This is a genomic window from Pseudomonas sp. PK-RTE-24, from assembly GCF_054052265.1.
This window is the reverse complement of record NZ_CM133224.1, coordinates 71,976-97,734: the sequence shown is the minus strand read 5'-3', so window position 1 is coordinate 97,734 and position 25,759 is coordinate 71,976. Positions and strand designations below refer to the sequence as shown.

The 25,759-nt window shown below is 60.9% G+C and carries 25 protein-coding genes and 1 pseudogene; 22 read left to right on the top strand and 4 right to left on the bottom strand.

Translation table 11 applies throughout. The features are described 5' to 3' along the window. Window positions 1-122: 122 nt before the first annotated feature. The 4 genes from ACV8MC_RS00470 (at window position 123) to ACV8MC_RS00455 (ending at window position 3,415) form a co-directional block, all read left to right on the top strand. Complete coding sequence (locus ACV8MC_RS00470) at window positions 123-1,202, top strand: serine hydrolase domain-containing protein (protein ID WP_457264125.1); 1,080 nt, start codon at window positions 123-125, stop codon at window positions 1,200-1,202. Then, a complete protein-coding gene (locus tag ACV8MC_RS00465) occupies window positions 1,199-1,495 on the top strand; it encodes a hypothetical protein (protein WP_056783423.1) in 297 nt (98 codons plus the stop codon). Before ACV8MC_RS00470 ends, ACV8MC_RS00465 begins: the two co-directional genes overlap by 4 nt. A gap of 170 nt (window positions 1,496-1,665) precedes the next feature. Continuing rightward, complete coding sequence (locus tag ACV8MC_RS00460) at window positions 1,666-2,256, top strand: YceI family protein (RefSeq protein WP_039762684.1); 591 nt, start codon at window positions 1,666-1,668, stop codon at window positions 2,254-2,256. A 1-nt stretch (window position 2,257) separates the two neighbouring features. Beyond that, on the top strand, window positions 2,258-3,415 hold the full coding sequence (locus ACV8MC_RS00455; RefSeq protein WP_056783426.1) for a phospholipase D-like domain-containing protein: 1,158 nt from the start codon (window positions 2,258-2,260) through the stop codon (window positions 3,413-3,415). Window positions 3,416-3,555: 140 nt separating this feature from the next. Here ACV8MC_RS00455 and bglX read toward each other — a convergent pair whose 3' ends face one another. Then, entirely contained in the window at window positions 3,556-5,847 is a 2,292-nt protein-coding gene (gene bglX, locus ACV8MC_RS00450; protein ID WP_457264123.1) for a beta-glucosidase BglX, read from the bottom strand. 258 nt (window positions 5,848-6,105) lie between these two features. Between bglX and ACV8MC_RS00445 the strand changes: the two genes are divergently transcribed. The 6 genes from ACV8MC_RS00445 (at window position 6,106) to ACV8MC_RS00420 (ending at window position 10,742) form a co-directional block, all read left to right on the top strand. Beyond that, complete coding sequence (locus ACV8MC_RS00445) at window positions 6,106-6,714, top strand: LemA family protein (RefSeq protein WP_095180575.1); 609 nt, start codon at window positions 6,106-6,108, stop codon at window positions 6,712-6,714. Between the two features lie 13 nt (window positions 6,715-6,727). Continuing rightward, window positions 6,728-7,480 carry a TPM domain-containing protein gene (locus ACV8MC_RS00440; RefSeq protein WP_016771316.1) on the top strand — a complete coding sequence of 251 codons (753 nt, stop codon included), beginning with the start codon at window positions 6,728-6,730 and terminating at the stop codon, window positions 7,478-7,480. A 33-nt stretch (window positions 7,481-7,513) separates the two neighbouring features. Further along, window positions 7,514-8,131, top strand: a complete 618-nt coding sequence (locus ACV8MC_RS00435) for a TPM domain-containing protein (protein ID WP_457264120.1) — start codon at window positions 7,514-7,516, stop codon at window positions 8,129-8,131. Window positions 8,132-8,308: 177 nt separating this feature from the next. After that, window positions 8,309-9,535 carry a class I SAM-dependent methyltransferase gene (locus tag ACV8MC_RS00430; protein ID WP_457264118.1) on the top strand — a complete coding sequence of 409 codons (1,227 nt, stop codon included), beginning with the start codon at window positions 8,309-8,311 and terminating at the stop codon, window positions 9,533-9,535. Window positions 9,536-9,735: 200 nt separating this feature from the next. Next, the gene (locus ACV8MC_RS00425) at window positions 9,736-10,317 is read left to right on the top strand and encodes a DJ-1/PfpI family protein (protein WP_252879575.1); all 582 of its coding nucleotides are present in this window, start codon (window positions 9,736-9,738) and stop codon (window positions 10,315-10,317) included. Window positions 10,318-10,397: 80 nt separating this feature from the next. Next, window positions 10,398-10,742: a YegP family protein gene (locus ACV8MC_RS00420; protein WP_236167995.1), complete on the top strand. Its 345-nt coding sequence runs from the start codon at window positions 10,398-10,400 to the stop codon at window positions 10,740-10,742. A 164-nt stretch (window positions 10,743-10,906) separates the two neighbouring features. Here ACV8MC_RS00420 and ACV8MC_RS00415 read toward each other — a convergent pair whose 3' ends face one another. Next, on the bottom strand, window positions 10,907-11,926 hold the full coding sequence (locus ACV8MC_RS00415; protein WP_305382372.1) for a DUF4917 family protein: 1,020 nt from the start codon (window positions 11,924-11,926) through the stop codon (window positions 10,907-10,909). Between the two features lie 154 nt (window positions 11,927-12,080). Between ACV8MC_RS00415 and yiaY the strand changes: the two genes are divergently transcribed. Further along, window positions 12,081-13,229 carry an L-threonine dehydrogenase gene (gene yiaY, locus ACV8MC_RS00410; protein ID WP_457264115.1) on the top strand — a complete coding sequence of 383 codons (1,149 nt, stop codon included), beginning with the start codon at window positions 12,081-12,083 and terminating at the stop codon, window positions 13,227-13,229. Here the strand turns inward: yiaY and ACV8MC_RS00405 are convergent. Then, entirely contained in the window at window positions 13,190-13,864 is a 675-nt protein-coding gene (locus ACV8MC_RS00405) for a hypothetical protein (protein WP_457264112.1), read from the bottom strand. The genes yiaY and ACV8MC_RS00405 overlap by 40 nt on opposite strands. Before the next feature lie 216 nt (window positions 13,865-14,080). On the opposite strand from ACV8MC_RS00405, the gene ACV8MC_RS00400 reads away from it, so the two are divergent. The 10 genes and pseudogenes from ACV8MC_RS00400 to ACV8MC_RS00355 all read left to right on the top strand — a co-directional run bounded on the left by ACV8MC_RS00400 (window position 14,081) and on the right by ACV8MC_RS00355 (window position 24,068). Then, window positions 14,081-15,385: a hypothetical protein gene (locus tag ACV8MC_RS00400; RefSeq protein ID WP_457264110.1), complete on the top strand. Its 1,305-nt coding sequence runs from the start codon at window positions 14,081-14,083 to the stop codon at window positions 15,383-15,385. 62 nt (window positions 15,386-15,447) lie between these two features. Further along, complete coding sequence (locus ACV8MC_RS00395; RefSeq protein WP_056783458.1) at window positions 15,448-16,353, top strand: LysR family transcriptional regulator; 906 nt, start codon at window positions 15,448-15,450, stop codon at window positions 16,351-16,353. A gap of 252 nt (window positions 16,354-16,605) precedes the next feature. Beyond that, entirely contained in the window at window positions 16,606-17,799 is a 1,194-nt protein-coding gene (locus tag ACV8MC_RS00390) for a CaiB/BaiF CoA transferase family protein (RefSeq protein WP_150636481.1), read from the top strand. After that, window positions 17,796-18,722, top strand: a complete 927-nt coding sequence (locus ACV8MC_RS00385) for a hydroxymethylglutaryl-CoA lyase (protein ID WP_457264107.1) — start codon at window positions 17,796-17,798, stop codon at window positions 18,720-18,722. Before ACV8MC_RS00390 ends, ACV8MC_RS00385 begins: the two co-directional genes overlap by 4 nt. A 180-nt stretch (window positions 18,723-18,902) precedes the next feature. Further along, entirely contained in the window at window positions 18,903-20,234 is a 1,332-nt protein-coding gene (locus tag ACV8MC_RS00380) for an MFS transporter (RefSeq protein ID WP_150636483.1), read from the top strand. Between the two features lie 192 nt (window positions 20,235-20,426). Continuing rightward, the gene (locus ACV8MC_RS00375) at window positions 20,427-21,158 is read left to right on the top strand and encodes a PA3715 family protein (RefSeq protein WP_150636484.1); all 732 of its coding nucleotides are present in this window, start codon (window positions 20,427-20,429) and stop codon (window positions 21,156-21,158) included. After that, window positions 21,157-21,288, top strand: a pseudogene (locus tag ACV8MC_RS00370) (glutathione transferase); the annotation flags it as partial. The gene ACV8MC_RS00375 and the pseudogene ACV8MC_RS00370, both read left to right, overlap by 2 nt. Before the next feature lie 60 nt (window positions 21,289-21,348). Beyond that, window positions 21,349-21,987, top strand: a complete 639-nt coding sequence (locus ACV8MC_RS00365) for a LysE family translocator (RefSeq protein ID WP_041478891.1) — start codon at window positions 21,349-21,351, stop codon at window positions 21,985-21,987. A gap of 75 nt (window positions 21,988-22,062) precedes the next feature. Next, a complete protein-coding gene (locus tag ACV8MC_RS00360) occupies window positions 22,063-23,412 on the top strand; it encodes a diguanylate cyclase domain-containing protein (RefSeq protein WP_457264104.1) in 1,350 nt (449 codons plus the stop codon). A 152-nt stretch (window positions 23,413-23,564) separates the two neighbouring features. Further along, window positions 23,565-24,068 (top strand): DUF4142 domain-containing protein, encoded by a 504-nt coding sequence (locus tag ACV8MC_RS00355; RefSeq protein ID WP_457264102.1) that lies wholly within the window; start codon window positions 23,565-23,567, stop codon window positions 24,066-24,068. Between the two features lie 162 nt (window positions 24,069-24,230). On the opposite strand, the gene ACV8MC_RS00350 is transcribed toward ACV8MC_RS00355, so the two are convergent. Next, window positions 24,231-24,641: a low affinity iron permease family protein gene (locus tag ACV8MC_RS00350; RefSeq protein ID WP_016771301.1), complete on the bottom strand. Its 411-nt coding sequence runs from the start codon at window positions 24,639-24,641 to the stop codon at window positions 24,231-24,233. Window positions 24,642-24,817: 176 nt separating this feature from the next. Here ACV8MC_RS00350 and tam point away from each other — a divergent pair, with 176 nt between their 5' ends. Further along, a complete protein-coding gene (gene tam / locus ACV8MC_RS00345) occupies window positions 24,818-25,588 on the top strand; it encodes a trans-aconitate 2-methyltransferase (protein ID WP_095180585.1) in 771 nt (256 codons plus the stop codon). Window positions 25,589-25,759 lie beyond the last annotated feature (171 nt).

The following is a 25,759-nucleotide window of genomic DNA, read 5'->3' as shown; positions in this document are numbered from 1 at the left end:
TCTTCAATTGAAATGCGATCAACTGTGGGAGCGAGCCTGCTCGCGAAGGCGGCCTCAAAATCACCATACATCTGTCATAAACCCCGACTAGTCTCGACAGGTTCATTCCCTGAGCGCCCACCATGTTCAAAGGCCTGTCCCTGTTCCTGCTGCTGATCAGCCTCACCGTCCGCGCCGAACAATGGCCCGGCGAGCAATGGCCCATCGCCCCGCAGATCACCGGCCCGGCCGTCGAGGCGCTGGAAAACTACGCCTTCGCGCCCCGTAACGACGCCACCCGCGACGGCATTCGCACCGACGCCTTGCTGATCATCCACGACGGCCAGATCATCTACGAACGCTACGCCGCTCCGACCACTGCTCAGACACCGCATCTGACCTGGTCGATCAGCAAAAGCCTGCTGGCAACGGTCCTCGGCGTGGCCTACGGCGAAGGCCGGTTCAAGCTCGACGATCCGGCGCTGAAGTTCTACCCGGCGCTGGACAAACACCCGGCGATCACCCTCGGCCATCTGCTGAACTGGGCCTCCGGTCTCGATTGGCAGGAAGACTACGAATACGCGCCGCTGAAATCTTCGGTGGTGGCGATGCTCTACACCCGCGGCCATCGCGACATGGCCGCGTTCACTGCGGGCCACGACGCCTACGCCGCGCCGGGTCAGGCTTTCCGTTATTCCAGCGGTGACAGCAATCTGCTCGCCGCTGCCCTGAAAACCATGGTCGGCGCAGAGCGTTATGCCGACTATCCGTGGACAGCATTGTTCGAGCCGTTGGGCATTCGCCACGCCGTGTGGGAAAGCGATGCCAGCGGCACCTTTGTCGCCTCGTCCTACGCCTATCTCACCGCGCGGGATCTGGCGCGGGTCGGTCTATTGATGGCGCGGGGCGGGCGCTGGAACGATCGGCAGTTGCTGCCCGAGGATTGGCTCGCGTTCAACCTCACACCGTTTGCCGGCTACAAGGCGCATCAGGACGAAGCCGTACCCGGCGGCCACTGGTGGCTCAATCGTCGTGTCGACGGCGCCACATCACCATGGCCCGACGCCCCACCCGACACCTTCGCCGCCCTCGGCCACTGGGGCCAGGCGCTGTATGTGATGCCCAGCCAGAAACTGGTGATCGTGCGTTACGGCGATGACCGCGATGGCAGCTACCGGCACAACGAACTGCTCAAACGCGTGTTGCAGGCGGTGCGGCGATGAAGCGCTTTCTATTGTTGCTGTTGGTCGTGCTGCTCGGCTGGGGTTGGTATGAGCGGGAGAATCTCTGGGCTTTCCCGGACATCATCAGCGCCTACACCGCCAAGGAATATTGCTCGTGTCGTTATGTGATGAACAACGACGCCGGGTATTGCCGTGGCTATGTGAAGCAATGGCTGCCAACCAGCGGTTTTACCGATGACGCTTCGAGCAAAACCATCACCGTCAGCGGCATGGGCCGCAGCAACAGCGCGCAGTGGCTGAGCGAACGCCAGGGCTGTCGCCTGAATCCCTGAATTATCTGGTCTCCCCTGTGGGAGCGAGCCTGCTCGCGAAATCGTCGCAAGCCGCAATACATGCTGTGCGGCGAGCATTGCATTCGCGAGCAGGCTCGCTCCCACAGGGCTTGCAATAACTTGGCGGGCGGTTAAGGTTCGTGCAGGTTTATCGCCCCCACGAGTGTTCAATGTTCAACCGCTCCCTCTATACAACCTTCGCCAGTCTGCTGTTGACCGCCGCTGCGCTGCCGGCCCAGGCCAATTGGTATCTGGACGGCGAGTCGTCGCGGCTGTCGTTCGTCAGCACCAAAAATGCCAGCGTTTCGGAAGTGCAGCGCTTTCTGGTGCTGCACGGCAAGGTCGACCCCAACGGTCGCGCCGAGGTCGAAGTCGAGCTCGAATCGATCAACAGCGGCATTCCGCTGCGCGATGAGCGCATGCGCAAGGAGCTGTTCCAGATCGAGCAGTTTCCCGCAGCCACCATCACCACCCAGATCGACCTGCGCCCGATCAACGATCTGGCGCCCGGCGCGCAGCTGGAGTTGCGCCTGCCGCTGACCGTCAGCCTGCACGGCAAGCAGCACGAATACCCGGCCGAGTTGCTCGCCACGCGTCTGGATGATCGGCGCTTTCAGGTGGTGACGCTGGAGCCGCTGGTGATCAACGCCGAGGATTTCGATCTGGCGCCTGGCCTGGAAAACCTGCGCAAACTCGCCGATCTGTCGGCGATCAGTCTGTCGGTGCCGGTGGGTGCGGTGCTGATTTTCACGGCGCGCTGACATGCGCGGTGCGGTGTTCCCCTGGCGTGACGGCAACCGTTTCGAACTGTTGATCGACGGCCCGCAGTTCTTTCCGCGCATGCTCGAGCATATCGCTGGAGCTACAGAGCAGATCGAACTGGAGCTGTATCTGGTCGAGGCCGGCGCCTGCGCCGAAGCCATCGTCCAGGCGCTGGTCGCGGCGGCCGAGCGCGGCGTGCGCGTGCGTTGCTTGTTCGATGATTACGGCAGCCTCGCGTTCACGCTGCATCTGCGTCAGCGCCTGACCCAGGCCGGGGTCGAACTGCGTTTTTACAATCGCCTGAGCTGGCGGCGCTGGGTCGGCAACTTCTATCGCGACCACCGTAAATTGCTGCTGGTCGATCAATGTCTGGCAGTGGTCGGCGGCACCGGCGTGACCGATGAATTCTGGACGCCGGGCCATGATGTCAGCGAGTGGCACGAGGTGATGGTCGAGATCAGCGGTCCATTGGTGATCGATTGGCAATTGCTGTTTGATCGCCAGTGGATCGCCAACCGCTACCGCCGCGCCTGGCGCCCGGCCGCGCATTTCGGCTTGCCGCGCCTGCCGCGTGTGCCGGACAAGGGCGAAGGCATGGGCCGCGTGGCGTATGCCGATGCCCGTCAACATCGCGACATTTTGCAGTCGTTGTTCCGTGCGTTGAACAGCGGGCAAAAACGCATCTGGATGGCCACGCCGTACTTCCTGCCGACCTGGAAAATCCGCCGCTCGCTGCGCAAGGCTGCCGCGCGCGGCGTCGATGTGCGCTTGCTGCTGACCGGGCCGCGCACCGATCACCCGTCAGTGCGCTACGCCGGGCATCGCTACTACCCGCGCCTGCTCAAGGCCGGGGTGCAGATCTTCGAATACCAGCCGTGCTTCCTGCACCTGAAAATGGTTCTGGTCGACGAATGGGTAAGCATCGGTTCGTGCAACTTCGATCACTGGAATCTGCGTTTCAATCTGGAGGCGAATCTGGAAGCGCTGGACCCGGCGTTGACGGCAGCAGTGGAGGCGAGCTTTGTGAAGGACTTCGGCTTGAGTCAGCTGGTGAGCCTGGAGGAATGGCAGCGCCGACCGTTGTGGCGGCGGGTCAAGCAGCGGGTGTGGGGCTGGGTGGATCGGTTGGTGGTGAATATTCTCGACCGTCGCGGATAACCACGATTTTGAATACACCTTGAATCCAATGTGGAAGCGAGCCTGCTCGCGAAAGCGGTGTGTCATTCAGCAATTTTTTGTCTGAATGATCGCTTTCGCGAGCAGGCTCGCTCCCACAGTGTTTTGCAGTGTTGCTGCTGTTACAGCAGTTCAAAGCTCTGCTGCGTCACGTCCTGGGAGTCCAGGCCGATCTGCACGTTGAACTTGCCAGGCTCGGCTGCGTATTTGAGCTGGGCGTTGTAGAACTTCAGGTCTTCCTCGGTAATGGTGAAGTGCACGACCTTCTGTTCGCCGGCCTTGAGCATGATCTTCTGGAAGTTCTTCAGTTCTTTCACCGGGCGAATCATCGAACCGGTGACGTCCTGGATGTACAACTGCACCACGGTTTCGCCGTCACGCTTGCCGGTGTTCTTGACCATGACGCTGGCGTCGAGCTTGCCGCTGGCGTTCAGGGTGGTCGATGACAGCGCCATATCGCTCAGGGCGAAGGTGGTGTAGCTCAGGCCATAACCGAACGGAAACAGCGGGCCGGTGGTGTCATCGAAATACTGCGAGGTGTAGTTGCCCGGTTTGCCCGGAGTGAACGGCCGGCCGATGCTCAGGTGGTTGTAGTAGGTCGGGATCTGGCCCACGGAACGCGGGAAGGTCACCGGCAGTTTGCCCGACGGGTTGTAGTCGCCGAACAGCACGTCGGCGATGGCGTTGCCGCCCTCGGTGCCGCTGAACCAGGTTTCCAGAATCGCATCGGCCGACTGGTTCTCTTCGAGAATCGTCAGCGGACGGCCGTTCATCAACACCAGTACCAGCGGTTTGCCAGTGGCTTTAAGTGCGCGAATCAATTCGCGCTGGGTTTGCGGGATGTTCAGGTCAGTGCGACTTGAGGATTCGTGGGACATGCCACGGGACTCGCCCACCGCTGCAACAATCACATCAGCCTCTTTCGCCGCTTTCACCGCTTCGTCGATCAGCACGCTGGCCGGGCGCGGGTCATCGACCACTTCCGGGGCATCGAAGTTGAGGAAGTTCAGGTAATCGAGGACCTTCTTGTCGCCCGTGATGTTGGCGCCACGGGCGTAGATCAGGTTGGCCTTGTCGCCGATCACTGAATTCATGCCATCGAACAAAGTGACCGATTGCGCCGGGCGCCCGGCGGCGGCCCAGCTGCCCATCATGTCGATCGGCGCTTTCGCCAATGGACCGACCAGCGCGATTTTCGCGTCTTTCTTCAGCGGCAGGGTTTCGTTGTGGTTCTTCAGCAGCACCAGACTGCGCCGCGCGACTTCGCGGGCCTCGGCGCGATGCAGGCGGCTTTCGGCGTAGGTGTCGGCCGGGTCATCCTCGGCCTTGCCGATGCGCAGGTACGGGTCCTTGAACAGGCCCATGTCGTACTTGGCCGCGAGCACTTCGCGCACAGCGTTGTCGATGTCTTTCTGTTCGATCTCGCCGGACTTGAGCAGCCCCGGCAGTTCTTTGCCGTAGAGGGTGTCGTTCATGCTCATGTCGATGCCGGCCTTGATCGCCAGCTTCGCCGCTTCGCGACCGTCGCGAGCGACGCCGTGCTTGATCAGTTCGAAGATCGCGCCATGATCGCTGACCGCCAGGCCTTTGAAGCCCCAGTCCTTGCGCAGCAGGTCGTTCATCAGCCAGGTGTTGGCCGTGGCCGGAATGCCGTTGATCGAGTTCAACGCCACCATCACACCACCGGCTCCGGCATCGATCGCGGCGCGGTACGGCGGCAGGTAATCCTGGTACATCTTCACCGGGCTCATGTCGACGGTGTTGTAGTCGCGGCCGCCCTCGACCGCGCCGTACAGGGCGAAGTGCTTGACGCTGGCCATGATGCTGTCGGCGGCGCTCGGGGTCTCGCCCTGATAGGCCTTGACCATGACTTTGGCGATGCGCGAGGTCAGGTAAGTGTCTTCGCCGAAACCTTCGGAGCTGCGGCCCCAGCGCGGATCGCGGGAGATATCCACCATCGGCGCGAAGGTGATGTCGAGGCTGTCAGCGGCGGCTTCTTTAGCCGCAACGCGACCGGACTGGCCAATGGCGTCCATGTCCCAACTCGACGCAAGGGCCAGCGGAATCGGGAAAATCGTACGGTGACCGTGGATCACGTCGTACGCGAAAAACATCGGAATCTTCAGGCGACTGCGCATGGCCGCGTCCTGCATCGGACGGTTTTCCGCGCGGGTGATCGAGTTGAACGTGCCGCCGATGTTGCCGCCGGCAATTTCCTTGCGGATCAGCTCGCGGGGCATTTCCGGGCCGATGCTGATCAGGCGCAACTGGCCGATCTTCTCGTCGAGGGTCATTTGTTTCATCAGGTTGCTGATGAAAGCGTCCTTGTTTTCCAAAGGTACCGGGGTCGTGGCGGCCAGTACCTGATGACTGGCCAGGCTGACGAACAGACCCAGCAAACACAGCTTCTTCATGAATTTTTTCTCTAGAGCCCAAACGGTGATGTAACACCGGCCAGCCAAAATGTAGGGAGCGACTATTGTTGTTCGGGTGCCGGCGCAAAATCCTGAGCCGGAAAACCGCAGCCGACAGCGGCAACGTGAACGCGAAGGGCACTTTTTAGCCGATTAACCCGTCGCATGCCAGTGGCGGCGCCGATTATGCCCCAACCGCTGGCCGGGAATGCCCAGCGCTCGGTTTTTAAATCAAATGTGTCATGGAGCATCACTGCAATGAATATCAGCTCAACCTCCCGTTCACGGCTACAGATCGCCACGTTGCTGGTGTTCGCCACGCTGTTGACCGCGTGCGGCATCAACAATATCCCGACCCTCGACGAACAGGTCAAAGCCGCCTGGGGCCAGGTGCAGAACCAGTATCAGCGCCGCGCCGACCTGATCCCCAATCTGGTGGAAACCGTGAAGGGCTATGCCGCCCATGAGCAGGAAACCCTGACCGCCGTGATTGAAGCGCGAGCCAAGGCGACGTCGATTCAGGTCGATGCCAGCACCCTCGACAACCCCGAGAAGCTCAAGCAGTTCCAGCAGGCGCAGGATCAACTGACCGGCGCATTGAGCCGTTTGATGGTGGTCTCCGAGCGCTACCCGGATCTGAAGGCCAACCAGAACTTCCTCGCCTTGCAGTCGCAACTCGAAGGCACGGAAAACCGGATTGCCGTGGCGCGTCGCGATTTCATCCTGGCGGTGCAGAAGTACAACACCGAGATCCGCACCTTCCCCGGTCGCCTGTGGCACAGCGTGATGTACAGCGATCTGCCGATGCGCGAAACCTTCGAAGCCACCACGCCCGGCGCGGAGAAGGCCCCGGAAGTGAAATTCTGATTCGAGGTTGCCCATGCGTGTGTTGAAACTGGGCCTGGTGCTGATGCTCTGGCTGTTCGCCGTCAGCGCCCGGGCCGAACTGACGTTTCCGCCGCTGAGCGGGCGCGTGGTCGATCAGGCGCAGATGCTCGAGCCATCGATTCGCGCGCAACTGAGCCAGCAATTGCAGGCGCACGAACAGGCCACCGGCGAGCAATTGGTGGTGGTCACGCTGCCGGATCTGCAGGGCACCACCATCGAGGATTTCGGCGTTCAGCTCGGTCGGCACTGGGGCATCGGCCAGAAGGACAAGAACAACGGCGCCTTGCTGATCGTCGCGCGTGACGAGCGCAAACTGCGCATCGAAGTCGGCTATGGCCTGGAGGATCGCCTGACCGATGCGCAGTCGTCGGTGATCATTCATCAGGTCATCACGCCGGCGTTCAAGGCCGGCAATTTCAGCAAAGGCATCAGCGACGGCGTTGCGGCGATGCTGGTAGTGCTCGGTGGCAATCCGCTGGACGAACCCTCAACCGTGTACGAATCCAGCGGCGACCCGGCGGATGATTTCATCTCGCGGCACCCGGCGCTGTTCATGTTCCTGGTGATGTTGTTCATCCTGACGGTGTTTGTCTGCCAGATGCTCGGTATCCTGCCTGCCGGCCGGGGCGGCTCCGGAGGAGGGGGCGGCTTTGGCGGTGGCGGCGGATTCGGCGGCGGTGGCGGTGGCGGCTTCAGCGGTGGCGGGGGGAGTTTCGGCGGCGGCGGTTCGTCCGGCGGCTGGTGAGATCAAAAGAATAATGAGCAGGCACTTTTCGACATGGCATTACTGACTGAACACGAACAACGCAAAGTCGCCGAGGCCATTGCCCGGGTCGAGCGCAATACCGACGCCGAGCTGGTCACGGTGCTCGCTGCCCGTGCCGACGATTACGCGTACATCCCGCTGCTCTGGGCCAGTCTGCTGGCGCTGGTGTTGCCGGGCATCGTCCACTACCTCACGGGCTGGCTGACCCTGCACAGTCTGCTGCTGGTGCAATGGGGCATGTTCATCGTCCTCTGCCTGTTGTTCCGCCTGCCGAAAATCACCACGCATCTGGTCCCGCGCCGCGTGCGCCACTGGCGCGCCTCCAACCTGGCGCGGCGGCAGTTTCTCGAACAGAACCTGCACCACACCGTGGGCAGCACCGGCATGCTGATTTTTGTCTGCGAGGCTGAGCGCTATGTGGAGATTCTGGTGGACGAGGGTATTTCCAGACGGCTGGATAACAGCAACTGGGACGCGATTGTCGCAGCGTTCACCGAACAGGTCCGCCAGGGCCGCACGCTGGAAGGGTTTGTCACGTGCGTGGAGGCGTGTGGTGAGTTGTTGAAGGTGCACGTGCCGGTGACGCAGGTGCGGAACGAGTTGCCGAATCGGTTGGTGGTGTTGGGGTAGATCAAAAGCTCGCAGCCTTCGGCAGCTCCTGCAGGAGAATGCATTCCAATTGTAGGAGCTGCCGAAGGCTGCGATCTTTTGATTTTCGCCGTTGGGTAAATAAGAAGGTGTCCCCAACCCCCATCCCCCCTAAAATACCTGCCATTCCCGATTCCGCCCGTCCGAGGCCGTTTGTCCATGTCCGTTTCCGCTGCTTCCGCGCCGTCCGCCAAACCGGCCGCCGATCACCACGCCCAGTTCATTGAGCTGCTGCAAACCAGCCTCGACGACAGCGGTTTCATCAAGCTGGTGCTGGCCAAGTACGTCGGTGAAGAGGCGGATCTGCAACGGGTCATCATCAAACCGGTGACGGTCAAGGCGCAGCCGTGCCTGTCATTCGTTTATCGCTACAAGACCCGCGACATCACCAAAAATCTGCCGCTGAGCGAAGGCGTGGCGCTGATTGCCGGGCTGCTGCCGGCCTCGTTCAAAAATGCTCATTTACTGGCGCTGACCGACGAAGCGCAGCTGGAATACAGCAAAAAGGGCAAGAGTTCGCTGTTCAAGAGCAAACCTCAGCAATTGCGTGAAGCGCCGTCCGCCGAGCACAACCGCGAGAAAAACCGCTTTCTCGAACTGAACCGCCCCTTCCTCAAAGACCTGGGCGTGACCAATGCGCAACAGGAGCTGATCCCGGCGATGTCGCGCAAGTGGAAGCAGATCAACAAGTTCATCGAAGTGTTCAGCCATGCCCTGACCTCGTCGCCGCTGGCGCTGGACAAACCGGTGCGGGTCGCCGATTTCGGTTCGGGCAAGGGCTACCTGACGTTCGCCATTCACGACTACCTGCGCAACACGCTCAAGGCCGAGGGCGAAGTCACCGGCGTCGAGCTGCGCGAAGAAATGGTCAGCCTGTGCAACGCCGCAGCGGCGAAGCTCGAGCATCCGGGGCTGGTGTTCAAGTGCGGTGACGTGCGCACGGTGGCGCCGAGCGAACTGGACGTGATGATCGCCCTGCATGCCTGCGATATCGCTACCGATTACGCGATCCACACCGGCATCCGCTCGGGCGCGTCGATCATCATGTGCTCGCCGTGCTGCCACAAACAGATCCGCCTGCAGATCCAAAGCCCGGCGCTGCTCAAACCGATGCTGCAATACGGCTTGCACCTCGGCCAGCAGGCGGAAATGGTCACCGACAGCTTGCGCGCGTTATTCCTCGAAGCCTGCGGTTACGAGACCAAAGTCTTCGAATTCATTTCGCTGGAACACACCAACAAGAACAAGATGATTCTCGCGGTGAAACGCGCCGAGCCGGTTAATCCAGCGCAATTGTTGGCGAAGATCGCAGAGCTGAAAGCGTTCTATCACATCAGCGAACACTGCCTGGAAACCCTGCTGCGCGCTGACGGTTTTCTCGCCTGATAGCCTGAAATACACCCCTGTAGGAGCCGCCGAAGGCTGCGATCTTTTGATCCTGATTATTTAAATGCAAGATCAAAAGATCGCAGCCTTCGGCGGCTCCTACATTTATCGCGATCGAGCGTAGTAAGCCTGGAATTACCGCAACCCTTGGATACGGTCTACCTTGAATACTCCCAGACCTTTCCCCGAGGAGTTTTCCCATGGCCGCGAAAAAGATCCTGATGCTGGTCGGCGATTACGTCGAAGACTACGAAGTGATGGTGCCGTTCCAGGCCCTGCAGATGGTCGGCCACACGGTGCACGCCGTGTGCCCGGACAAGTCCGCCGGCAGCACCGTGCGCACGGCGATTCATGATTTTGAAGGTGATCAGACCTACAGCGAAAAACCCGGTCACCTGTTCGCGCTCAATTTCGACTTCGCCAAGGCCCGCGAAGCCGATTACGACGCGCTGCTGATTCCCGGCGGTCGCGCTCCGGAGTACCTGCGGCTGAACGACAAAGTCCTCGAACTGGTGCGCGCCTTCGATACCGCCGGCAAGCCCATTGCCGCGGTCTGCCATGGCGCGCAACTGCTCGCGGCGGCGGGTGTGCTCGAGGGGCGTGAGTGCAGCGCGTATCCGGCCTGCGCCCCGGAAGTGCGTCTGGCCGGTGGCACCTATATCGACATTCCGGTGACCGACGGCCATGTTCAGGGAAATCTTGCCACCGCTCCGGCCTGGCCGGCGCATCCTAAATGGCTGGCCGGTTTCCTCGGTCTGCTCGGTACGAAAATCACCTTGTAGTCGATGCAGGCGACAGATCGCAGGCGCTGGTCTTTACTCTGAAGCGCGAAATCTCTCAATCGCCCCCAGGAGAAACAGACATGTCCGGATGGTACGAAGTGAGCAAAAGCAGCAACGGCCAATTCAGGTTCGTGTTGAAAGCGGCGAACGCCGAAACGATCCTGACCAGCGAGCTCTACAGCACCCGCGCCGGTGCCGACGGCGGCATCGCCTCGGTGCAGGCCAACAGCCCGCTGGATGAGCGCTACGAGAAAAAGTCGACCAGGGATGGCCACCCGTACTTCAACCTGAAGGCGGCCAATCACCAGATCATCGGCAGCAGCGAGTCGTATTCATCGGATGGCGCGTGTGACAAGGGCATTGCCAGCGTGAAGGCCAACGGCCCGACCAAAGTGATTAAGGACAAGACCCAGCCGGTGCTCTGAAATCCGACATCAACCTGTGGGAGTGAGCCTGCTCGCGAAAGCGGTGTTCCAGTCACCTTTTGGGTTGGCTGATATGCCGTCTTCGCGAGCGGGCTCGCTCCCACAGGTGACCGCATTCCATTGTGGGAGCGAGCCTGCTCGCGAAGGCGTCAGCCCGGCCAATATCAAACCTCAACCGGTACCGACAATTTCGGATCGCCCAACGCATGGCTCTTGGCATCAAAGAACCGCAACTCAACCCCGGTACCTTCAAACACCTTGGCGTAGTGACGTTTCTGATGCTGAATGAACGCGGCACTGCGCGGATAAATCGAGACCGCCACGCACTTCGGTCGGGCCAGGCGCAACGCCCGCACCAGATGCGCATCCTGCTCGCCCAGCGCGTGGCCGAAGATGCACAGGCTGTCGCCATGGGCCAGTAACTGCTCGTAGCAGAACGACAGATAATCCGAGCTGCGGATGGTCTTGAGCTTGTCCGCGCTCGGCCCTTCGGTGACGAACAGCGGCACGTCGTCCAGGGTCTTGATCGTATTGTTGATGGCGAAACTGCCGAGCAGGGTGCCTTCGGTCGAGGTCAGTTTGCGTGCGGTGCCGTCCTGATTGCGCACCAGATGCAGACCACCGTGCAGGTAGAGCAGACGCGGTTTGTCGGTGGTGCTCTGGCTCAGATCGAAACTCGCGTCTGCGCCGTTGAACAGGTCGTCGATGGTCTCGCCGGGATGTTGCAGTGCCCAGTAATTGAGCAGGTCGTAGTTGGTAGTGAACACCGTGCGATAGCGCGCCAGTTCAGCATTGAGCACCGTCAGTGTCGAAGGCTGCACCAGCCGCCACGGGATGTGCACCGCATGCACGGTGTTGATCAGCGCTTCCTTGATCGCGTAATAGCGATTGCGCGGCGCCGCCGAGCTGACCGCCAGGGCCTTGTTGACCCGGCTGGTAGTTTTCAGGGCGCCCAGCACTTGCTCGAAGCTGCGGGTTTGCAGCGCGTCGAACACCGCCAGTTCCGATGGGCTCAGCGGTTTCTCTTCGACCGTACGGGCGTTTTCGAACAGCGAGTCGTAGCCGAAGTCATCCCAAACCGCACGGCTGGCGCCATTGCCCACCAGCAAACCCTGGAAATCGTTCGCGGCGCGCAGGGCGTTCCAGTCTTCGAGGGTGGCGTCGACATTGAGAAAATCGGTCATTGCGTGGGCGGTCTCAAAACAAAGGGCAGATGGACGGCGACTTTATCACGAGCGGACATTGAGCCAGATCAACATTGCTCGTGACCGATCGGTCGATCCTGTGTGCACCCGCCGAATCGAGGCAGTCGATCCGGCTCCAGTCAGGAGACACACGATGAGCAGCACCTTCTTCATTCCGGCGGTCAACATCATGGGCAGCGGCTGCCTCGACGAAGCCATGGTCGCGATTCGCAATTATGGTTTTCGCAAGGCGCTGATTGTCACCGACACCGGGCTGGCCAAGGCTGGCGTGGCCGCAATGATCGCCGAGAAACTGGCGATGCAGGACATCGATTCGGTGATCTTCGATGGCGCCAGACCGAACCCGACCACGGCCAATGTCGAATCCGGGTTGGGGCTGCTGAAGGAAAGCCGTTGCGATTTCGTCGTGTCGCTGGGTGGCGGCTCGCCGCACGATTGCGCCAAGGGCATCGCCCTGTGCGCAACCAATGGCGGGCAGATTGGCGATTACGAAGGCGTCGACCGCTCCAGCAAGCCGCAATTGCCGCTGATCGCCATCAACACCACCGCCGGCACTGCCAGCGAAATGACCCGCTTCTGCATCATCACCGACGAATCGCGCCACGTGAAAATGGCCATCGTCGACCGCAACGTCACGCCACTGCTGTCGGTCAACGACCCGGAGTTGATGGTCGCGATGCCCAAAGGCCTTACCGCCGCCACCGGCATGGACGCGCTGACCCACGCCATAGAAGCCTACGTTTCGACCGCCGCCAACCCGATCACCGACGCCTGCGCTTTGAAGGCCATGAGCCTGATCAGCAGCAACCTGCGTCTGGCCGTGCGCGACGGCAGCGACCTGGCGGCGCGGGAGAACATGGCTTACGCGCAGTTCCTCGCCGGCATGGCGTTCAACAACGCCTCGCTCGGATTTGTCCACGCCATGGCGCATCAGTTGGGCGGCTACTACGACTTGCCCCACGGCGTCTGCAACGCTGTGCTGTTGCCGCATGTGCAGAGTTTCAATGCGCTGGTCTGCGCTGAACGACTCAGGGATGTCGCCCACGCCATGGGCGCGGATATTCGTGGTTTCAGCGCGGAGGAGGGCGCACAGGCGGCGATCAATGCCATTCGCAACCTTGCCAAGGACGTCGAGATTCCCGGCGGACTGCGTGAGCTGGGCGCGAAACTCAGCGATATCCCGGTGCTCGCCACCAACGCCTTGAAGGACGCCTGTGGACTGACCAATCCACGGGCGGCGGATCAGCGCCAGATCGAGGAAATTTTCCGCAATGCGTTTTGAATGAAGGCGCGCAGGCGAGCGAAGTCGGACAAGCCTTCGCTTGCTTCTGCGACCACGGCAAATGTCCGCACACGGCCCCAATCTGAAACCTTGCCGGCGATGTTGTGGACGGCGCAGATACGGTACTGCCCGACCGCCAATGAGTGTGCAGCCGGGGTTTGCCATTTCCGGTCGCTTTCGACCGCTGCTCTGGCAATCTCCAGGCCAGTGTCCAGATCGAAAATACTGACGAAACCCTCGGCTCGCGTGACATCTCCCGAAAAAATCAGAGGCGTATCGACCTGCGCGCCCTCAATCGGTTCGACAACGACCGGGACGTCGATCTCGGGCCGCAGTCGCACCTCATATCCGCGCTCTTCGCTCCATTCGGACGTGATGCCTGCATAGGTCTGGTGGGCGTGAATCCTCTGCTGACCCTGGGCCTGAACGCCGGTGATGCTGAACGCCCATCGTCCATTTGCGCTGACCAGCCCTTCGCCAAGCGAATGGGTGTTTTCAATGTTCCAGACCTGCACAAGAGCATTGGGTATGCCGCTGCCGAGCAACAATGTCGCAGGTCCCGTCGTGCTGGCCTCCTCGGGATAAGTGATGGTCGGCGCCGGTTGTGAAATTTGCTCGTCGCGAGTGCTCATCATGCTTCTCGTCCATGGCTGATTTGAACGCTGAGGTTGGCATGACGTGCCTGAATTCGAACCTGTAAGAACTACCAGTCATTCAGTCTTTTTTACACAGTAGGTAATTTCTTTTTCTTCTAAAAAACTGTCATTTCTGTCAGTTGTCCGGCGTGGCGGCCTGGGGTCGAATGCACGCTACGAGGGGATCGACGTCGATCTCTTGAGGAGCATACGAACATGTCGGAATCTATCGCGCCATTGTCCCCAAACGTGCAGTCAGCCGGGGAGCTGGATGCGCTCTTTGGTCTGCGAACGCTGAAATTCCCCGGAGCGGGCAAGACCATTGCCAAAGGCGTGGCGATCACGCCTTCGGAGCAGATCATGGTCAGCGCTACCGTCGAGCAATCGGGCCATTCGTACTACGGCCTTGCGCGCCTGGATGCCGATGGCAATCCGGATCCGGCTTTCGGCACCGGCGGATATCTCAGCGGCCAGTTCGGCACAGGCTCGCTCACGCAAGGCGGGCCATTGATCGTTGATGCGCTGGGACGGATCTGGATGTGCGGTGTGATTGGCGTCGTCAAAGACCAGACTCTTGAATACCAGCAAGTCATCGCCCGGTTTCTGCCCGACGGCTCGCCGGACATCGAGTTCGGCGGCGACAGGAATGGCTACCGGATTGTGCCCATGCGGATTCCGTCACTCTTTGGGGCCACGCATGGGCAACTGCTGCTGGCCAAATCCGATCCGCAGCTTGCGCAGCCGGACAGGCTGCTGTTCGTGACCGCGCAAAAGGGCAGTGGCCTGTTGACGCGGGTCAATCTCGATGGCTCGGACGATTTATCGTTCGCCAGCAACGGTTGGCTGCCCCTGTTGCTGCCAGGGGTGGCCATTTCACTGTCCGGGATCATCCAGCTCGACGATGGGCTGATTCTGCTGCATGGCAAAACGGAAGTAACCAATCAGGGACTGGTCATGGCGTTCGACCACAACGGGAAAGTTGCACAAGCGTTCGGCGACAAGGGTGTACTGCTGTTGAACATTCAGCGTGATGGCCAGCCGCTCGAAAGCAGCGTGACGGACATCGCGGTGCAAACGGCGCAGCGCCTGCTTCTGCTCGGTTCGGCGGTCGAGTCAACGCAAGGCACGAAACTGCAACACGGGTTCATCAGTGGTATTACCTACGCCGGCCAGATGGATGACGCGTTCAACAATCCTGTCCTCACCCCGACGGCGCAGGAACGGGATCTGAGAGGTTGGAAGGCAGGGTTTGCGCTGGATGATATCGCCGGTAAACGGATTGTGGCGGTCGGACAGACCTCGGGCAGCGCACGAGGCTTGTTGACGGCAGGCTTTCTGGTCGATGGCGCAGTGGATGATTCGTTTGATGTCGAGGGCGCGAAGGACATTTCATGGCCAGCCATCGATGCCTGCCTGCAAGGCTTATCGATCCTGGTGTTGGGTCGCAGGGACGACAGCGCGCAGCTGGTTCGCTTGCTGACCGCGCCTGTCACAAAACAGCGCGCCAGCATGAGCAACTGAGCAGTCAGCGGTAAAACCGGGCTATCCTGCCGGCTCGGATGAACCCTGCCTTCGAGCCCACCATGCTGCAAAAAAGCCTGATCCGCCGTCTCGACCTGATCACTCTGCAACTGTTCGTCGCCGTCCACGAGGAAGGTACGTTGACCCGTGCGGCTGCGCGCGAAGCCATCGCGGTGTCGGCGGCGAGCAAGCGCCTGATGGATTTGGAGGAGGCGCTGGGCATCGCTTTGTTCGTGCGCCAAGCCAAAGGCATGATCCTCACGCCGGCCGGTGAGACCCTGCTGCACCATGCGCGGCAGATGCTCTTCAACGTGGAAAAGATGGGCCTGGAACTGGGCGAGCACAGCCACGGTGTGCGGGGTTACGTGCGCATGCTGGCCAATCTTTCGGCGATCATTCAGTTCCTGCCCGAAGACTTGCGCGACTTCTCCGCGCGGCAGCCGCAGGTCAAGACCGACCTTGAAGAACGCCCCAGCGCCGGGGTGATTCAGGGCGTGCTCGATGGCGTCGCCGACCTCGGCATCTGCTCCGACGACAGCGACACCAAAGGCCTGCACAGCGTGTTGTACCGCCAGGACAAACTGGTGGTGGTGATGCTCCCGGAGCATCCGTTGGCTACGCGCGCATCGGTGACTTTCGATGAAACTCTCGACAGCGATTACGTCGGCTTGCACGCAGCCAGTTCGATCAACATGCGTACCCATGCGGCGGCGCGGCAGGCCGGCAAAGTCCTGCGCATCCGCATTCATGTGCCGGGATTCGATGCCGTGTGCCGGATGGTCCAGGCGAACATGGGCATCGGCATTCTGCCGCAGCGAGCCTATGAGTTGTTTGGTCAGGCACTGGGCTTGCGTGCGGTGCCGCTGACCGATGCCTGGGCGGATCGCGCGCTGATTGTGGTGGTGCGCGATGAGGCAGGGTTGTCGCCGGTGAGCCGGATGTTGTTTGAGCATTTGCGCGGGCGGTAGATCTTCATTGCGGCTGATGGCCTCTTCGCGAGCAGGCTCGCTCCCACATTGAACTTGTGTGAACACAGAATCTGAAACCACTACAGATCCTTGTGGGAGCGAGCCTGCTCGCGAAGGCGGCCCTGAATTCACCACGCAATCACAGAGGAGCATTCGCATTTCGCGAACGCCCATTGCCGAGAGACGGCTGGATTCGCTGACGATCGTTCCTCTAGCCTTGGCGACATATTCCAAGAACAAGAGGTACCCGCGATGACTGCCCCTTTGAGTGCAATCAAAGTGATCGAGATCGGCACCCTGATCGCCGCGCCGTTTGCCGCGCGCATGCTTGCCGAGTTCGGCGCCGAGGTGATCAAGATCGAAGCCATGGGTCAGGGCGACCCGCTGCGCAAATGGCGCAAGCTGCACGAAGGCACATCGCTGTGGTGGTACCTGCAATCGCGCAACAAGAAATCCCTGGCGCTCAATCTCAAATCCGCTGAAGGCATCGAACTGGTCAAGCAACTGGCCGGCGACGCCGACGTGATCATTGAAAACCTGCGCCCCGGTGCGCTGGAAAAACTCGGTCTGGGTTGGGACGTGCTACATGCGCTGAATCCGAACCTGACCCTGGTGCGTATCTCCGGCTACGGCCAGACCGGCCCTTACCGTGACCGGCCCGGTTTCGGTGCGATTGGCGAGGCCATGGGCGGCATCCGCTACACCACCGGCAATCCCGATTCGCCACCGGCGCGGGTCGGCGTCAGCCTCGGCGATTCGCTGGCCTCGCTGCACGCGGTGATCGGCGCGCTGATGTCGCTGTTGCGGGTCAAGACCGGGCAGGGCGGTGGACAGATCGTCGATGTGTCGCTGGCCGAAAGCGTGTTCAACGTCATGGAAAGTCTGGTGCCGGAATACGACATGCTCGGCCATGTCCGCGAGCGCAGCGGCGGCGCCTTGCCGGGCATCGCGCCCTCCAATACTTACCTCACGTCCGACGGCGCTTATGTGGTGATTGCCGGCAACAGCGACCCGATCTACAAGCGCCTGATGCACACTATCGGCCGCGCTGATCTAGCCGAGGCAGAAGAATTCGCCCACAACGACGGCCGCGCGGCGCAGAGCGGTTTGCTCGATGCGGCCATCACACACTGGACCAGCAGCCTGCCGATCGACGAGGTACTGGCTGCTCTCGAAGCTGCCGAAGTGCCGGCCGGGCGCATCTATTCGGTGGCTGATATCGTCGCCGATCCGCACTATCAGGCGCGGGACATGCTGCTCGATGCCGAGTTGCCCGGTGGCGCAACGGTGAAGATGCCCGGCATTGTCCCCAAACTCTCGGAGACCCCCGGCGGAGTGAACTGGTCCGGGCCGAAACTGGGCCAGCACACCGACGCTATTCTCACCAATCTTGGCCTGACTGAACTCGACATCGAACGCCTGAAAAACCAAGGGGTGGTGCAATGATCACTGACTATTCGCAAACCCTGATCGTCCAGGAAGTCTCACCCCGCGACGGTTTGCAGATCGAGCCGACGTGGGTGGAAACCGCTGACAAGATCGCCCTGATCAATCAATTGTCACAGGCCGGATTCAGCCGCATCGAGGCCGGCTCGTTCGTCTCGCCCAAAGCCATTCCGGCCCTGCGTGACGGCGAGCAAGTGTTCAACGGCATTCAGCGCCAGCCGGGTGTTATTTACGTGGCGTTGATCCCCAACCTCAAAGGCGCGCAACGTGAATTGGCAGCGAATGCCGATGAGTTGAATCTGGTGATGTCCGCCAGCCAGACCCACAACCTGGCCAATATGCGCATGCGTTGCGAAGAGTCGCTGGCGGCATTCGCTGACATTGTTGCGTTTGTCAGCGGCTCAGGTGTGCGCCTCAACGGCAGCATCGCCACCACGTTCGGTTGTCCGTTCGAAGGCCGGATCGATGAGGATCGCGTACTGCAGATCGTCGACGCTTATCAAGAGCTCGGCATTCAGGGCATCAGCCTCGCCGATACCACCGGCATGGCCAATCCGCGTCAGGTCGATCGCTTGGTGCGGCGCGTTTTGCAGCGGGTTTCGCCGGCCGATCTGACCCTGCATTTCCACAACACCCGCGGCCTCGGCCTGTGCAATGTGCTGGCCGCTTACGAGGCCGGCGCGCGGCGCTTCGATGCGGCGCTGGGTGGCCTCGGTGGCTGTCCGTTTGCGCCGGGGGCGTCGGGCAATATCTGCACCGAAGACCTGGTGAACCTGTGCGCTGAAGTCGGCATTCCCACGGGGATCGATTTGCCGCTGCTGCTGAAGCTTTCGCGCGGCTTGCCGGCGCTGTTGGGCCACGATGTCCCCGGCCAACTGGCCAAGGCCGGGCGCAACTGCGATCTGCATCCGATGCCCACCTGAAGATACAAAACCCTTGTGGGAGCGAGCCTGCTCGCGAACGCGGTGTGTCATTCAACATCGGTATCGACTGATCTGGCGCATTCGCGAGCAGGCTCGCTCCCACAGTTCAAAAGCATTCAGCAGCACCACCAGACAACAAAAACAATCGGACGCCCCCGGCAGTCCTCCTGGAGAAAATCTATGAGCCTCAATGTAATGGAGGCGGGCGTGAATCCGTCCGTCGATCACGACGCCGAAAAAGCCCTGGTCAGCAAAGTTGCCTGGCGCCTGATGCCGCTGATCATGGTCTGCTACCTGTTCGCCTTTTTCGACCGCATCAACATCAGCTTCGCCAAATTCCAGTTGCAGACCGACCTGAGTCTGAGCGACACCGCGTATGGCTTGGGCGCCGGGCTGTTCGTGGTCGGTTACGTGCTGTTCGAAGTGCCGAGCAACATGATGCTGTACAAGGTCGGCGCGCGGCGCTGGATCGCGCGGATCATGATGTCGTGGGGCGTGGCGACGGCGGCGATGGTCTTCGTCAACAGCGAATGGCAGTTCTATGCGCTGCGCTTCGTCATCGGCGCGATGGAAGCCGGGTTTGCTCCGGGCGTGCTGTATTACTTGACCCTGTGGTTTCCGCAGCACTTCCGTGGCCGCATCACCTCGATGCTGTTTCTCGCCTCGGCGTTTGCCGGGCTGGTCGGCGCACCGTTCTCAGGGCTGGTGTTGCAACACCTCGATGGCGTATTGCAGATGCGCGGCTGGCATTGGTTGTTCCTGCTCGGAGGCGTGCCGTGCATCGCGCTGGGTTTTCTGGTGCTGACGCAGCTGAAGGACCGCATCGAGGATGCGCACTGGCTGACGGCTGACGAGAAGAAATTGCTCTCCAGTCGCATCGCTCATCACGAACCACACAAGAGCGGCGGCTCATTGCTCGCGGCGCTGAAAATTCCCGGGTTCCTGACGTTGGGTTTGATCTACTTCCTGATCCAGGTCGCGTCCTACGGTTTGAATTTCTGGGCACCGCAATTGATCCGCAGCGCCGGCACCGAAAGCCCGGTGATGATCGGCCTGCTGACCGCCATTCCGTACATCTGCGGGGCGATCAGCATGGTGGTGATCGGACGCTTGTCCGACGCCACCGGTGAACGGCGCAAGTTTGTCGCCGGGCTGGTGATCGTCGGCGCGATCGGCTTCTTCAGCGCGGGAATCTTCGCCAGCCACACGACCTTCCTGATCGTCGCGCTCGGCCTGCTCGGCGCCGGCATCATCGCTTCGATTCCGAGCTTCTGGACCCTGCCACCGAAACTGCTGGCGGGCGCCGGTGCCGGCGCAGCGGGCGGGATCGCGGTGATCAATACCCTGGGGCAGTTCGGCGGGATCGTCAGCCCTGTCATGGTCGGACGCATCAAGGACCTCACCGGCAGCACCACCCCGGCGCTGTACGTCATCGGCGTCGCCGCGCTGATTGCGGCCGCTTTGCTGTTGTGGGGCTTGCCGCAGAAGTTGCGCACGCTGGATAAGTTCTGAGACTCGCGGCGTCTGTGATGACGCCTTCGCGAGCAGGCTCGCTCCCACTTTGGAATGCGCTTTCCTGTGCGAGCGTGCCTGCTCGCGAATTCCGACTTCAGACACATGAGAAGATTCGCTGGCCAGATCTGTTGAATCCTCCGATGCAGAAAGGGATAGTGCGCGCCTGGAAATATCTTCAAGGAGCAGGAAATGACAGTGAAGTCAGTATGGATCAGCGCAGCGCTCTGCGGGTGGTTCATGGCTGGGCAGGCCTGGGCCGATTGCACACCGCCGGCGGTCAGCGCGGAAGCGGATTTCTCGCTGTGCAAAGAATGGCCGGCTTATCCGTCGCTGACGATTATCGCGCTATCGACGTTCGTGCCCGATCCGGTCTATGGCCATGACGGCAGCGTGGGCTCGTACGATCTGGATCTGGCTATCATCACGGCCGGCAGCCCCAAACCGCTGGCGACCTATCATCAGCGGTCGGCGTTTCTCTCCGATGCCATCGCGCTGGAGAGTCTGGAGCTGGATACGGCGCGTTATAAACTCACGCCCGACCTCCGTGCCTTCGGCGTTCGTGCCCATTTCAAAGGCTCGTCACGCGTCAATCCGCTGGATGAAACCCTGCTGTCGCTCTACGTGAAAGAGGGCGACAAACTGCGCCCGGTGCTGGATCGCTTGGTCGCCTACAGCTTCAGTGGCGAATGGGATGGCAATTGCGCCGGAGAGCGCTCGGAGACGGTGCGTACGCTTGAGATGGGCAAAACCAGTTCCCATGGTTACGCCGATATCATTGTCCGCTCAGTCACCATGGGCCTGGTCGGTGAGGGGCCACCCGACACCTGCGAATCGAAAACTACCCACGAAAAGCCGGTGCTGACCACGTTGCGCTATGACGGACAGCAATATTTCGTTCCCGAAAATCTGAGAGGCTATTGAAGGCGCGTCGTTCTACTTCCTCGATCCCGACGGGCACAAGCTGGAAGTCCACGTCGGCGATTTGCAATCGCGGCTGGACGCATGTCGCCAGAAACCGTACCCCGGCATGCGTTTTCACGACGCGCAGTGATCCGCCGTGACCCTCTGATATAGACTGGCCGCCAAGTATTCTGGCGCTTGCAGGTTTCTCATGACTCCATCATTGCTGTTGGCCGTTCTGGCTTCGGGTTTCATCTACGGGATCACGCCCGGGCCGGGCGTGCTGGCGGTGTTCGGGATTGGCGCGGCCCATGGCCGGCGCGCCGGGGCGGGGTTTCTGTGCGGGCATCTGCTCGGCGATGTGATCTGGTGCAGCACCGCGCTGGTGGCGATTGTCGGTGCGCGGGAAATCGGCAGCACCGCGTTCGATGTGCTCGGCGTGCTCAGCGCGTTGTACCTGTTCTGGCTCGGCTGGCGTGCGGTGCGTGCCCAACGCCGCAATGGCGACGAGGCGCAAGGGGCGGCGCGGCAGCCGTTCTGGCACGGCATCGTCTTCGGCCTGACCAATCCCAAGGCCTATCCGGTGGCGGTGGCGACCTTTACGGCGCTGCTGTCGAGCCGCGCCGAACTGCTCAACTGGTCGATGTTGCCGGCGCTGATCGCCCTGAGTTTCATCGGCGGTGCGCTGGCCTACGCTATCCTCATCGGCGTGGTCGGCGCACAGCGAGTGCGCATGGTGTATCAGCGGCATGAGCTGCTCATCACGCGTTTATGCGGCGTGATGTTTATCGGCTTCGCCATTAACGCGTTGATGCACGCGCTGCCGGGGCTGCTGCCGAACAAGACTTGATGTAATGGGCAGGGACGCGCAATCACGATCATGGATGATTGAAATCGCTGCACTGCGCGGACACCCCGTAGAACCATGCAAAGCCCCAACCCTGCGCCGCTGGCGAGCTACATTGACCTGTTGCTGGACGCCGTTTGCGCGGTCGACAAACAGGGCCGTTTCGTTTTTGTCAGCGCTGCCTGCGAGCGGATTTTCGGCTACACGCCTGACGAACTGATCGGCCGCTCGATGATCGAGCTGGTGCACCCGGCCGATCGCCAGCGCACCCTTGCGGCCGCTGGCGAAATCATGGGCGGCGACCCGAAGCACAATTTCGAGAACCGCTACCTGCGCAAGGACGGCAGCGTCGCGCACATTTCCTGGTCGGCGCGCTGGTCGGAAGTCGATCAACTGCGCATCGCCGTCGCCCGCGATATCACCGAGCGCAAGCAGGCCGAGTCGCGGCAAGCGGCGTTGTACGCGATTTCCGAAGCGGCGCACGCGGCGGAAGATTTGCTGGCGCTGTTCAAACGCATCCATCTGCTGATTGGCGAGTGGCTGCCGGCGCTGAATTTTTCCGTGGCGCTGTACGACGAACACTGCGCGCAGCTGAATTTTCCCTATCACGTCGACGATCACGAATTGCAGCCCGAGCAGCCCGGCACCGTCATCGGACGGCTCTGCGCGCAAGTGATCCGCAGCGGCCAGCCAATGTTGCTGACGCCGGACAGCGCCGATGCCACGCCCGATTTTGCTGAGCTGGTGGCGGAACAAAACGCGCCTTGCTGGCTCGGCGTACCACTGAACTCAAAAAACGGCACCATCGGCGCCTTGATCGTCAAAAGCCTCGCTGGCGGCGAACGCTACACCGAGCAGGACAAGGAACTGCTGCAATATGTCTGTGCACAAGTCGCCACGGCCATCGAGCGCCAGCAACTGCACGCGCGGCTCAAGCGCATGGCGCAATACGATCAACTGACGCAACTGCCCAATCGCGAACTGCTGCGTGATCGGCTCAGGGCTGCGCTGGCCGATGCGCGAACCCTGCACGGACACATGGCGCTGCTGTATGTCGATCTGGATCGCTTCAAACAGGTCAACGACACCCATGGCCATGCCGTCGGTGACATGCTCCTGCAAACCGTGGCCAACCGGCTGAAAGGCTGCGTGCGTGAAACCGACACGGTGGCGCGTATCGGTGGCGATGAATTCGTCGTGCTGCTGCACAGCGTGCATGCCGCCGGCGATCCCGACAGCGTCGCCGGAAAAATCCGACAGGTGCTGGCGCAGCCCATGCGCCTCGACGGGCATGACTTGTGGATCGAATCGAGCATCGGCGTGGCACGCTTTCCTGAACACGGCGAAGAAGAACAGCAACTGTTTCGGCATGCCGATCAAGCCATGTATGCGGCCAAACGCCTGAATCATCGGGCCTTGGGCAGCTGAAGCGAGCGCGCCGTTCGTCGCGGTTCAGGCAGATTTTCTAAACCTTTGACCGCTAAAGCATTCCTAACTGAGGCGGACAATTGTCCGCCGCGACATTTGAGCAGCGGGCGAATCACGGCCCGTTTGAATTTTCCACGAAGGAGGGCGCGACCATGAGCCGGATGGCCACCCGTTTACGTAACGTCAGTTTTGCAACCCTGCTGGGCCTGTGCGCCAGCAGTGCGTTCGCCCAGTCGCCTGCCGAATTCATCAACGATGCCTCTGCCAAAGGCATGGCCGACATCGAAGCCAGTCGTCTGGCCCACGGCAAGGCCGAATCGAAAGAGGTCAAGGATTACACCATCGTTGTGATCAACGACCGCACCACGGCCAACCAGCACCTTGCGAAAATCGCCAAGAAACTCGACCTGCCGGTTGCCCCCCGCGAAGAACTCGCCGACAAGGCCAAAGAGCTGATGCCGGAAGTGAAGGACGGCACCACATTCGATCAGGCCTACGCTGCCAGTCAGGTCAAGGCGACCGAAGAGGCCATTACCCAGATCGAGCAACAGGCACAGACCACCGATGTGCCGGAAATCAAAGCGTTTGCCGATGAGACTTTGCCGAAACTGCAAAGCCATCTGGAGAAAGCTCGAGCGTTGCAGGCCAGTCGCTAACTTCGCCTTGTTGGTGCAGCGCGAGCGAAACCTTCAGTTGAAATGCGATGCTTCCCCTGTGGGAGCGAGCCTGCTCGCGAAAGCGGTGTGTCAGTCAATAATGTTTTGACTGACCCGCCATCTTCGCGAGCAGGCTCGCTCCCACAGGGTGTGTTTACTTGCTCAGCACTCATTCAAATCCTGCTTTGGCTTGCTCTTGTCGCCAAGCCCCTCAAGATCAAACACCTGATTCTCACCCAGCGCGCGGTAATGCCGGCGCAGCGCTTCAAGTTGCTTCAAGTCCAGCGCTTCCAGCCCGAGCATCGCGTTCTGCGCTTCCTTGTTCACCCGCAACAGCTCATCGAGTTTCAAATGCAGAATGTCGGTATCGCGGTTCTGCGTGTTCTGAATCAGGAACACCATCAGGAACGTGATGATCGTCGTCGAGGTATTGATGATCAGCTGCCACGTGTCGTTGTAACCAAAAATCGGCCCGCTCAACCCCCACAACCCGATCAGAATCAACGCCCCCATGAACGTTTTCGGGCTACCGGCCCACAGGGCAAGTTTCTGGGCAATCTTTGCGAATTTCATGATGGAAGTCCTTGTTTTGGGAGCTTGAAATTCAGACATCGGTGTTGTGCTGAAAATTCTAATTACAAATAACCGGGCGGGACGCCGGAGGCGAGGCGAGCTCATCGGCCTTATCGCTGTATGGTATGGGCAGCTGCACTTCCCGGTTTCAAGCCATGCCCCGACAGGAGAACGCAATGAGTTGGTCTGCCAAGCAATACGTCGCTTTCGAAGATGAACGCACCCGCCCGGCCCGTGATCTGTTGGCGGCGATACCCACCGCGCAGGCCCGGGCGGTGGTGGACATTGGTTGCGGACCGGGCAATTCCACCGAATTGCTGGTGCAGCGTTTTCCCGATGCGAGCGTCAGTGGCCTCGACAGTTCGGCGGACATGATTGCCGCCGCGCGCAAGCGCTTGCCTGACGTGCAGTTTCAGGTGGCCGAGGTCGACAAATGGGCTGACGAGGGTCCGTTCGATGTGATCTTCGCCAATGCGGTGCTGCAATGGGTGCCTGATCACGCTTCGTTGCTGCCAGCCCTGGCGAGCAAGCTTTCAGACGGTGGCAGCCTGGCGATTCAAATGCCGGACAACCTCAACGAACCGTCCCACCGCTTGATGCGTGAAGTCGCCGCCAATGGGCCGTGGGCGAGCAAGCTCGCAGACGCTGCCGGGCAGCGCACCGACATGGCCAGTGCCAGTGAGTATTTTTCAATGCTGCGGCCGCACTGCGCGCGGGTCGATGTGTGGCGCACCACCTATCACCACCAACTTCGGGACGGGGCGGCGGGGGTGGTGGAGTGGTTCAAGGGTAGCGGGTTGATTCCATTCCTGAGCCCATTGACCGAGGAGGAGCGGGCGCAGTATCTGCAGCGGTATCTGGCGGAAGTTGCCAAGGCTTATCCGGCCTTGGCTGACGGCTCGGTGCTGTTGCCGTTTCCACGTTTGTTCATTGTTGCGACCCGCTGAGTTACGCCTCCGGGTTCCTTGGGTTCGCCACGTTATCTCTGGTCGGCGCATCTCTTGAACGCAACACGGTCGGTCCCCTCTCCCTCGGGAGAGGGTTAGGGTGAGGGGCTTATTGGCGCAGAAACCCGATCACCGCTGCACCGCCAACATCATCGTCCTCTGGCATCCTTT

Excerpts from the sequence above, each read along its gene's own strand:
- ACV8MC_RS00405 (WP_457264112.1), bottom strand. The coding sequence starts at position 13,864 with ATGATGAGCACTCGCGACGAGCAAATTTCACAACCGGCGCCGACCATC.
- ACV8MC_RS00395 (WP_056783458.1), top strand. The coding sequence starts at position 15,448 with ATGCTGCAAAAAAGCCTGATCCGCCGTCTCGACCTGATCACTCTGCAA.
- ACV8MC_RS00365 (WP_041478891.1), top strand. The coding sequence starts at position 21,349 with ATGACTCCATCATTGCTGTTGGCCGTTCTGGCTTCGGGTTTCATCTAC.
- ACV8MC_RS00380 (WP_150636483.1), top strand. The coding sequence starts at position 18,903 with ATGAGCCTCAATGTAATGGAGGCGGGCGTGAATCCGTCCGTCGATCAC.
- ACV8MC_RS00440 (WP_016771316.1), top strand. The coding sequence starts at position 6,728 with ATGCGTGTGTTGAAACTGGGCCTGGTGCTGATGCTCTGGCTGTTCGCC.
- ACV8MC_RS00460 (WP_039762684.1), top strand. The coding sequence starts at position 1,666 with ATGTTCAACCGCTCCCTCTATACAACCTTCGCCAGTCTGCTGTTGACC.
- ACV8MC_RS00390 (WP_150636481.1), top strand. The coding sequence starts at position 16,606 with ATGACTGCCCCTTTGAGTGCAATCAAAGTGATCGAGATCGGCACCCTG.
- yiaY (WP_457264115.1), top strand. The coding sequence starts at position 12,081 with ATGAGCAGCACCTTCTTCATTCCGGCGGTCAACATCATGGGCAGCGGC.
- ACV8MC_RS00400 (WP_457264110.1), top strand. The coding sequence starts at position 14,081 with ATGTCGGAATCTATCGCGCCATTGTCCCCAAACGTGCAGTCAGCCGGG.
- ACV8MC_RS00420 (WP_236167995.1), top strand. The coding sequence starts at position 10,398 with ATGTCCGGATGGTACGAAGTGAGCAAAAGCAGCAACGGCCAATTCAGG.
- ACV8MC_RS00360 (WP_457264104.1), top strand. The coding sequence starts at position 22,063 with ATGCAAAGCCCCAACCCTGCGCCGCTGGCGAGCTACATTGACCTGTTG.
- ACV8MC_RS00415 (WP_305382372.1), bottom strand. The coding sequence starts at position 11,926 with ATGACCGATTTTCTCAATGTCGACGCCACCCTCGAAGACTGGAACGCC.
- ACV8MC_RS00375 (WP_150636484.1), top strand. The coding sequence starts at position 20,427 with ATGACAGTGAAGTCAGTATGGATCAGCGCAGCGCTCTGCGGGTGGTTC.
- ACV8MC_RS00455 (WP_056783426.1), top strand. The coding sequence starts at position 2,258 with ATGCGCGGTGCGGTGTTCCCCTGGCGTGACGGCAACCGTTTCGAACTG.
- ACV8MC_RS00470 (WP_457264125.1), top strand. The coding sequence starts at position 123 with ATGTTCAAAGGCCTGTCCCTGTTCCTGCTGCTGATCAGCCTCACCGTC.
- ACV8MC_RS00465 (WP_056783423.1), top strand. The coding sequence starts at position 1,199 with ATGAAGCGCTTTCTATTGTTGCTGTTGGTCGTGCTGCTCGGCTGGGGT.
- ACV8MC_RS00435 (WP_457264120.1), top strand. The coding sequence starts at position 7,514 with ATGGCATTACTGACTGAACACGAACAACGCAAAGTCGCCGAGGCCATT.
- ACV8MC_RS00425 (WP_252879575.1), top strand. The coding sequence starts at position 9,736 with ATGGCCGCGAAAAAGATCCTGATGCTGGTCGGCGATTACGTCGAAGAC.
- ACV8MC_RS00350 (WP_016771301.1), bottom strand. The coding sequence starts at position 24,641 with ATGAAATTCGCAAAGATTGCCCAGAAACTTGCCCTGTGGGCCGGTAGC.
- tam (WP_095180585.1), top strand. The coding sequence starts at position 24,818 with ATGAGTTGGTCTGCCAAGCAATACGTCGCTTTCGAAGATGAACGCACC.
- bglX (WP_457264123.1), bottom strand. The coding sequence starts at position 5,847 with ATGAAGAAGCTGTGTTTGCTGGGTCTGTTCGTCAGCCTGGCCAGTCAT.
- ACV8MC_RS00430 (WP_457264118.1), top strand. The coding sequence starts at position 8,309 with ATGTCCGTTTCCGCTGCTTCCGCGCCGTCCGCCAAACCGGCCGCCGAT.
- ACV8MC_RS00355 (WP_457264102.1), top strand. The coding sequence starts at position 23,565 with ATGAGCCGGATGGCCACCCGTTTACGTAACGTCAGTTTTGCAACCCTG.
- ACV8MC_RS00385 (WP_457264107.1), top strand. The coding sequence starts at position 17,796 with ATGATCACTGACTATTCGCAAACCCTGATCGTCCAGGAAGTCTCACCC.
- ACV8MC_RS00445 (WP_095180575.1), top strand. The coding sequence starts at position 6,106 with ATGAATATCAGCTCAACCTCCCGTTCACGGCTACAGATCGCCACGTTG.